Here is a 454-nt window from a genome sequence, read left to right on the forward strand (position 1 = left end):
GACTGAACCTTTGAAAACATCGCTGCGACCAAGCAGCCGAACCTGTGCGGCCAGTCCGGGATAGATTTCGTCATAATCGACTTCGGGAACAAGGATGTCAACGAACAGCTCCCGGCAATCGAGGATTCGCATGAGCGCATTATTGAGCACGACATTGGAGCCACTGACGATGCTTCTGCTCCAAACGACTCCGTCGAACGGGGCCATCGCGGTTGCGGATTCGAGGCTGCTGACTCGAATTCCTTCTTCTGTCAGTTGCTTTTCAACTTCGGCGGCGCGAGTTTCATTCTCAGCGATCCGGGAATTCAGGTCGCTGATATGGACTATGACCTCATCCTGGCGCTGGCGGGAATATGGTACGTCGTTCTGTCCATCTCCGAAGACAAAAATACCCTGTCGAACGGCGTTCAGTCGTTGCTGCAATTGATCGACAGTCAAGTTGCTCACTTCCACC

1 protein-coding gene is annotated in these 454 nt (G+C 53.3%); it reads right to left on the reverse strand.

Features of this window, described 5'->3' with window-relative positions; genetic code table 11:
• A partial coding sequence (locus PH558_RS34410; RefSeq protein WP_285208571.1) for an HlyD family secretion protein occupies positions 1-454 on the reverse strand: 454 nt, incomplete at both ends.

Source organism: Rhizobium pantanalense, assembly GCF_030182525.1.
Taxonomy (GTDB): domain Bacteria; phylum Pseudomonadota; class Alphaproteobacteria; order Rhizobiales; family Rhizobiaceae; genus Rhizobium.